Below are 8,055 nucleotides of genomic sequence, written 5' to 3'. Positions count from 1 at the left end.
GCGTCCAAGCAGTAAGGCGTGTGTGTAGGCAAATCCGCACACTGTAACGTTGAGCTGTGATGGCGAGTCCGTATGGACGAAGTTCCTGATTTCACACTGCCAAGAAAAGCCTCTATCGAGGTGAGAGGTGCCCGTACCGCAAACCGACACAGGTAGTCGAGGAGAGAATCCTAAGGTGTGCGAGAGAACTCTCGTTAAGGAACTCGGCAAAATGACCCCGTAACTTCGGGAGAAGGGGTGCTCTTGAGCGTGCAAGCGCATGAGAGCCGCAGTGAATAGGCCCAGGCGACTGTTTAGCAAAAACACAGGTCTCTGCAAAACCGTAAGGTGACGTATAGGGGCTGACGCCTGCCCGGTGCTGGAAGGTTAAGAGGAGTGGTTAGCGCAAGCGAAGCTGCGAATTGAAGCCCCAGTAAACGGCGGCCGTAACTATAACGGTCCTAAGGTAGCGAAATTCCTTGTCGGGTAAGTTCCGACCCGCACGAAAGGCGTAACGATCTGGGCACTGTCTCAACGAGAGACTCGGTGAAATTATAGTACCTGTGAAGATGCAGGTTACCCGCGACAGGACGGAAAGACCCCGTGGAGCTTTACTGTAGCCTGATATTGAATTTTGGTACAACTTGTACAGGATAGGTAGGAGCCAGAGATCTCGGAGCGCCAGCTTCGAAGGAGGCGTCGGTGGGATACTACCCTGGTTGTATTGAAATTCTAACCCATGCCCCTTAGCGGGGCAGGAGACAGTGTCAGGCGGACAGTTTGACTGGGGCGGTCGCCTCCTAAAAGGTAACGGAGGCGCCCAAAGGTTCCCTCAGAATGGTTGGAAATCATTCGTAGAGTGTAAAGGCACAAGGGAGCTTGACTGCGAGACCTACAAGTCGAGCAGGGTCGAAAGACGGGCTTAGTGATCCGGTGGTTCCGCATGGAAGGGCCATCGCTCAACGGATAAAAGCTACCCCGGGGATAACAGGCTTATCTCCCCCAAGAGTCCACATCGACGGGGAGGTTTGGCACCTCGATGTCGGCTCATCGCATCCTGGGGCTGTAGTCGGTCCCAAGGGTTGGGCTGTTCGCCCATTAAAGCGGTACGCGAGCTGGGTTCAGAACGTCGTGAGACAGTTCGGTCCCTATCCGTCGTGGGCGTAGGAAATTTGAGAGGAGCTGTCCTTAGTACGAGAGGACCGGGATGGACACACCGCTGGTGTACCAGTTGTCTTGCCAAAGGCATCGCTGGGTAGCTATGTGTGGACGGGATAAGTGCTGAAAGCATCTAAGCATGAAGCCCCCCTCAAGATGAGATTTCCCATTACGCAAGTAAGTAAGATCCCTCAAAGACGATGAGGTAGATAGGTTCGAGGTGGAAGTGTGGTGACACATGGAGCTGACGAATACTAATCGATCGAGGACTTAACCAAAAGTTTGAAACATTCAATGAACCGTTTATCCAGTTTTGAAAGAACAATCTTTCAATTAAATACTGTCTAGTGATGATGGCAAAGAGGTCACACCCGTTCCCATACCGAACACGGAAGTTAAGCTCTTTAGCGCCGATGGTAGTTGGGGGCTTCCCCCTGTGAGAGTAGGACGTCGCTAGGCACACAAAGCAGTCAGCATATTGCTGGCTGTTTTTTTTATTTTGAGCAATTACGAGAATCTATTATTTTTATAGGTTCTCGTTATTTTTTTAAAATGGAAAATCATAATTCATTATCAAGCATTTTAAATTTTAACAAAGTATCAATAGAAGAATTAGAAAGTGTAGATGCTGGCAATATACTATTTTTGCAATTTCAAAGCCCGTTAAGGGCATTCTAGTGACTGTATGGCATGTTTTAATTATGAAACAAATAAGTTACTTAAGACGGGCTTGAAAGCTGGAGGTTTGAATATTCTATATGAGAACATTAATAGAATACATGCAGATATTGAAGTATTACTTATTTATTTAGGATTGAGATTTATGCTGGCAGGCGTTCTATTTTTTATTATGTATTTTTAATGATTACGTAAACAATCTAATAAGCCCGTTAGTTCGACAAAATTCATTTTTTAAAGTTCTAATCACTTTGATAATTTTCTATAATATAACGATTACTTAAAAAAGGAGAGGGAATTTTGTGGATTGATGGGGTTTTTTCTGGTGGAGGATTGAAAGGCTTTGCTTTGGTTGGAGCGTATCAAGTATTAGAAGCTGAAAATTTTCATTTTAAACGAGTTGCAGGAACAAGTGCTGGAGCAATTTTAGCTGCTTTTATTGCTGCTGGTTATAGTGGAAAGGAAATTGAATGTATACTTGAAGAGTTAGATGTACCTTCATTATTAGATCCTCGAAAAACATTTCTACCATTCCCGTTTATGAAATGGATAAATGTTTATAACCATTTAGGTTTGTATAAAGGGAAAGCATTAGAAAAATGGTTTTTTCAAAAATTAGCGGATAAGGGGGTTTATACTTTTTCGGATTTACCTAAAGGTTCATTAAAATTAGTAGCATCCGATTTATCGAATGGAAGAATTATTGTTTTACCAGATGATTTACACAAATATCAAATTGATGCCAATAATTTTTCTGTTGCTTGTGCATTACGTATGAGTTGTGGCATTCCATTCTTTTTTGAACCAGTCACATTGAAAACAGGAAGGGGGGAATCAGTCATTGTTGATGGAGGCGTACTAAGTAATTTCCCTTTATGGATATTTGATGACAAAGAAGGGCGTAAAAAGCGACCTGTACTTGGTCTTAAACTAAGTAGAAGTAGTGAAGAACAATGCCCACAAGAGATAAAGAATGGCTTGAATTTATTTGAAGCGTTATTTGCTACTATGAAAGGGGCTCATGATGAAAGATATATTTCAAGAAGACACGAAAGGGATATTGTTTTTATTCCAGTAGATGATTATAGTGCTACCCAATTTGATTTAAATGAAGAGACAAAGGAAACGTTGTTAGAGATAGGTAGAAATCGTACTATTCAATTTTTAAAAACTTGGCCGAGGTTTAGAATATAGTTTTTTTAAAAAAAATAATAAAACCAGTTGACGTTTCAAAAACTAGATGTTATTATATAAAAGTTGCTGTTACAACATGTAACTAAAAAATAAAAACAAAAAAATGTTTGACATTATTTTAGAAACATGTTATTATATAAAAGTTAACTCTTTTAAAAACAGTTAGCGCAAATGAACCTTGAAAACTGAACAAGCAAAACGTAATCAATATAGTTTTTACTAGCTAACTTTGTTAGTGAACGAAACAAAATTTTGGACATCAAAATTGATGCCAGCAAAACAATTTGAGCTAATCAAATTTCTTTTATGGAGAGTTTGATCCTGGCTCAGGACGAACGCTGGCGGCGTGCCTAATACATGCAAGTCGAGCGAACAGAGAAGGAGCTTGCTCCTTTGACGTTAGCGGCGGACGGGTGAGTAACACGTGGGCAACCTACCCTATAGTTTGGGATAACTCCGGGAAACCGGGGCTAATACCGAATAATCTTTTGTCCCTCATGGGACAATACTGAAAGACGGTTTCGGCTGTCGCTATAGGATGGGCCCGCGGCGCATTAGCTAGTTGGTGAGGTAACGGCTCACCAAGGCAACGATGCGTAGCCGACCTGAGAGGGTGATCGGCCACACTGGGACTGAGACACGGCCCAGACTCCTACGGGAGGCAGCAGTAGGGAATCTTCCACAATGGGCGAAAGCCTGATGGAGCAACGCCGCGTGAGTGAAGAAGGATTTCGGTTCGTAAAACTCTGTTGTAAGGGAAGAACAAGTACAGTAGTAACTGGCTGTACCTTGACGGTACCTTATTAGAAAGCCACGGCTAACTACGTGCCAGCAGCCGCGGTAATACGTAGGTGGCAAGCGTTGTCCGGAATTATTGGGCGTAAAGCGCGCGCAGGTGGTTTCTTAAGTCTGATGTGAAAGCCCACGGCTCAACCGTGGAGGGTCATTGGAAACTGGGAGACTTGAGTGCAGAAGAGGATAGTGGAATTCCAAGTGTAGCGGTGAAATGCGTAGAGATTTGGAGGAACACCAGTGGCGAAGGCGACTATCTGGTCTGTAACTGACACTGAGGCGCGAAAGCGTGGGGAGCAAACAGGATTAGATACCCTGGTAGTCCACGCCGTAAACGATGAGTGCTAAGTGTTAGGGGGTTTCCGCCCCTTAGTGCTGCAGCTAACGCATTAAGCACTCCGCCTGGGGAGTACGGTCGCAAGACTGAAACTCAAAGGAATTGACGGGGGCCCGCACAAGCGGTGGAGCATGTGGTTTAATTCGAAGCAACGCGAAGAACCTTACCAGGTCTTGACATCCCGTTGACCACTGTAGAGATATGGTTTTCCCTTCGGGGACAACGGTGACAGGTGGTGCATGGTTGTCGTCAGCTCGTGTCGTGAGATGTTGGGTTAAGTCCCGCAACGAGCGCAACCCTTGATCTTAGTTGCCATCATTTAGTTGGGCACTCTAAGGTGACTGCCGGTGACAAACCGGAGGAAGGTGGGGATGACGTCAAATCATCATGCCCCTTATGACCTGGGCTACACACGTGCTACAATGGACGATACAAACGGTTGCCAACTCGCGAGAGGGAGCTAATCCGATAAAGTCGTTCTCAGTTCGGATTGTAGGCTGCAACTCGCCTACATGAAGCCGGAATCGCTAGTAATCGCGGATCAGCATGCCGCGGTGAATACGTTCCCGGGCCTTGTACACACCGCCCGTCACACCACGAGAGTTTGTAACACCCGAAGTCGGTGAGGTAACCTTTTGGAGCCAGCCGCCGAAGGTGGGATAGATGATTGGGGTGAAGTCGTAACAAGGTAGCCGTATCGGAAGGTGCGGCTGGATCACCTCCTTTCTAAGGATATTTTCGGAATACAAACCTTGGGTTTGTAAGATTACGTTTTGCGTTCAGTTTTGAAGGTTCATCATTACGATGAAATACTTCAAAACTGTGCTCCTGTCGCTACGCTTTCGTCGCAAATTTGCGAAGAAGTAGAAACAGGTAGTGAATTTGTTCTTTGAAAACTGGATAAAACGACATTGAAATTGTAACAAACACATTTATTTTTTTAAGTTTTTTATAGGCTTAATAACTAGGTTAAGTTATTAAGGGCGCACGGCGAATGCCTTGGCACTAGGAGCCGAAGAAGGACGGCACTAACACCGATATGCTTCGGGGAGCTGTAAGTGAGCTTTGATCCGGAGATTTCCGAATGGGGGAACCCACTACGTTTAATCGCGTAGTATCTTGACGTGAATACATAGCGTCTTGAAGGCAGACCCAGGGAACTGAAACATCTAAGTACCTGGAGGAAGAGAAAGAAAAATCGATTCCCTGAGTAGCGGCGAGCGAAACGGGAAGAGCCCAAACCAAGAGGCTTGCCTCTTGGGGTTGTAGGACACTCTATACGGAGTTACAAAGGAATGAGTTAGATGAAGCGACTTGGAAAGGTCCGCCAGAGCAGGTAAAAGCCCTGTAGTCGAAAGTTCGTTCCCTCCAGAGTGGATCCTGAGTACGGCGGAACACGTGAAATTCCGTCGGAATCCGGGAGGACCATCTCCCAAGGCTAAATACTACCTAGTGACCGATAGTGAACCAGTACCGTGAGGGAAAGGTGAAAAGCACCCCGGAAGGGGAGTGAAAGAGATCCTGAAACCGTGTGCCTACAAGTAGTTAGAGCCCGTTAATGGGTGATAGCGTGCCTTTTGTAGAATGAACCGGCGAGTTACGATTACGTGCGAGGTTAAGCTTTAGAAGGCGGAGCCGCAGCGAAAGCGAGTCTGAATAGGGCGAATTAGTACGTGGTCGTAGACCCGAAACCAGGTGATCTACCCATGTCCAGGGTGAAGGTGAGGTAACACTTACTGGAGGCCCGAACCCACGCACGTTGAAAAGTGCGGGGATGAGGTGTGGGTAGCGGAGAAATTCCAATCGAACTTGGAGATAGCTGGTTCTCTCCGAAATAGCTTTAGGGCTAGCCTCGTGATGAGAATACTGGAGGTAGAGCACTGTTTGGACTAGGGGGCCATCCCGGTTTACCGAATTCAGACAAACTCCGAATGCCAGATATTTATACACGGGAGTCAGACTGCGAGTGATAAGATCCGTAGTCAAAAGGGAAACAGCCCAGACCACCAGCTAAGGTCCCAAAGTAATCGTTAAGTGGAAAAGGATGTGGCGTTGCACAGACAACCAGGATGTTGGCTTAGAAGCAGCCATCATTTAAAGAGTGCGTAATAGCTCACTGGTCGAGTGACGCTGCGCCGAAAATGTATCGGGGCTAAACGATTCACCGAAGCTGTGGATTGACATCTACGATGTCAGTGGTAGGAGAGCGTTCTAAGTGCGTTGAAGTCAGACCGGAAGGACTGGTGGAGCGCTTAGAAGTGAGAATGCCGGTATGAGTAGCGAAAGACGGGTGAGAATCCCGTCCACCGTATGACTAAGGTTTCCTGAGGAAGGCTCGTCCGCTCAGGGTTAGTCGGGACCTAAGCCGAGGCCGATAGGCGTAGGCGATGGACAACAGGTTGATATTCCTGTACCACCTCCTCACCGTTTGAGAAATGGGGGGACGCAGTAGGATAGGGTAAGCGCGCCGTTGGTTGTGCGCGTCCAAGCAGTAAGGCGTGTGTGTAGGCAAATCCGCACACTGTAACGTTGAGCTGTGATGGCGAGTCCGTATGGACGAAGTTCCTGATTTCACACTGCCAAGAAAAGCCTCTATCGAGGTGAGAGGTGCCCGTACCGCAAACCGACACAGGTAGTCGAGGAGAGAATCCTAAGGTGTGCGAGAGAACTCTCGTTAAGGAACTCGGCAAAATGACCCCGTAACTTCGGGAGAAGGGGTGCTCTTGAGCGTGCAAGCGCATGAGAGCCGCAGTGAATAGGCCCAGGCGACTGTTTAGCAAAAACACAGGTCTCTGCAAAACCGTAAGGTGACGTATAGGGGCTGACGCCTGCCCGGTGCTGGAAGGTTAAGAGGAGTGGTTAGCGCAAGCGAAGCTGCGAATTGAAGCCCCAGTAAACGGCGGCCGTAACTATAACGGTCCTAAGGTAGCGAAATTCCTTGTCGGGTAAGTTCCGACCCGCACGAAAGGCGTAACGATCTGGGCACTGTCTCAACGAGAGACTCGGTGAAATTATAGTACCTGTGAAGATGCAGGTTACCCGCGACAGGACGGAAAGACCCCGTGGAGCTTTACTGTAGCCTGATATTGAATTTTGGTACAACTTGTACAGGATAGGTAGGAGCCAGAGATCTCGGAGCGCCAGCTTCGAAGGAGGCGTCGGTGGGATACTACCCTGGTTGTATTGAAATTCTAACCCATGCCCCTTAGCGGGGCAGGAGACAGTGTCAGGCGGACAGTTTGACTGGGGCGGTCGCCTCCTAAAAGGTAACGGAGGCGCCCAAAGGTTCCCTCAGAATGGTTGGAAATCATTCGTAGAGTGTAAAGGCACAAGGGAGCTTGACTGCGAGACCTACAAGTCGAGCAGGGTCGAAAGACGGGCTTAGTGATCCGGTGGTTCCGCATGGAAGGGCCATCGCTCAACGGATAAAAGCTACCCCGGGGATAACAGGCTTATCTCCCCCAAGAGTCCACATCGACGGGGAGGTTTGGCACCTCGATGTCGGCTCATCGCATCCTGGGGCTGTAGTCGGTCCCAAGGGTTGGGCTGTTCGCCCATTAAAGCGGTACGCGAGCTGGGTTCAGAACGTCGTGAGACAGTTCGGTCCCTATCCGTCGTGGGCGTAGGAAATTTGAGAGGAGCTGTCCTTAGTACGAGAGGACCGGGATGGACACACCGCTGGTGTACCAGTTGTCTTGCCAAAGGCATCGCTGGGTAGCTATGTGTGGACGGGATAAGTGCTGAAAGCATCTAAGCATGAAGCCCCCCTCAAGATGAGATTTCCCATTACGCAAGTAAGTAAGATCCCTCAAAGACGATGAGGTAGATAGGTTCGAGGTGGAAGTGTGGTGACACATGGAGCTGACGAATACTAATCGATCGAGGACTTAACCAAAAGTTTGAAACATTCAATGAAC

General features: G+C 47.4%; 1 protein-coding gene and 4 rRNA genes (1 of these 5 cut by a window edge). All 5 read left to right on the top strand.

The genetic code is table 11. The annotated features are described in order from the left end of the window. Positions 1-1,415 (top strand): 23S ribosomal RNA (locus tag LS41612_RS00270); it begins 1,513 nt to the left of the window's first position. A gap of 65 nt (positions 1,416-1,480) precedes the next feature. Continuing rightward, positions 1,481-1,596: ribosomal RNA gene (gene rrf, locus LS41612_RS00265) — 5S ribosomal RNA — on the top strand. A gap of 519 nt (positions 1,597-2,115) precedes the next feature. Then, complete coding sequence (locus LS41612_RS00260) at positions 2,116-3,009, top strand: patatin-like phospholipase family protein (RefSeq protein WP_024364927.1); 894 nt, start codon at positions 2,116-2,118, stop codon at positions 3,007-3,009. 303 nt (positions 3,010-3,312) lie between these two features. Next, positions 3,313-4,864 (top strand): 16S ribosomal RNA (locus LS41612_RS00255). 241 nt (positions 4,865-5,105) lie between these two features. Continuing rightward, positions 5,106-8,033, top strand: a 23S ribosomal RNA gene (locus LS41612_RS00250). The 16S, 23S and 5S rRNA genes sit together here, the layout of an rRNA operon. The last annotated feature ends 22 nt before the right edge of the window (positions 8,034-8,055 follow it).

It is taken from the genome of Lysinibacillus sphaericus, from assembly GCF_002982115.1.
GTDB classification, from domain to species: domain Bacteria; phylum Bacillota; class Bacilli; order Bacillales_A; family Planococcaceae; genus Lysinibacillus; species Lysinibacillus sphaericus.
The sequence above is the reverse complement of the archived record's forward strand: the minus strand, read 5'-3'. Positions and strand labels throughout refer to the sequence as shown.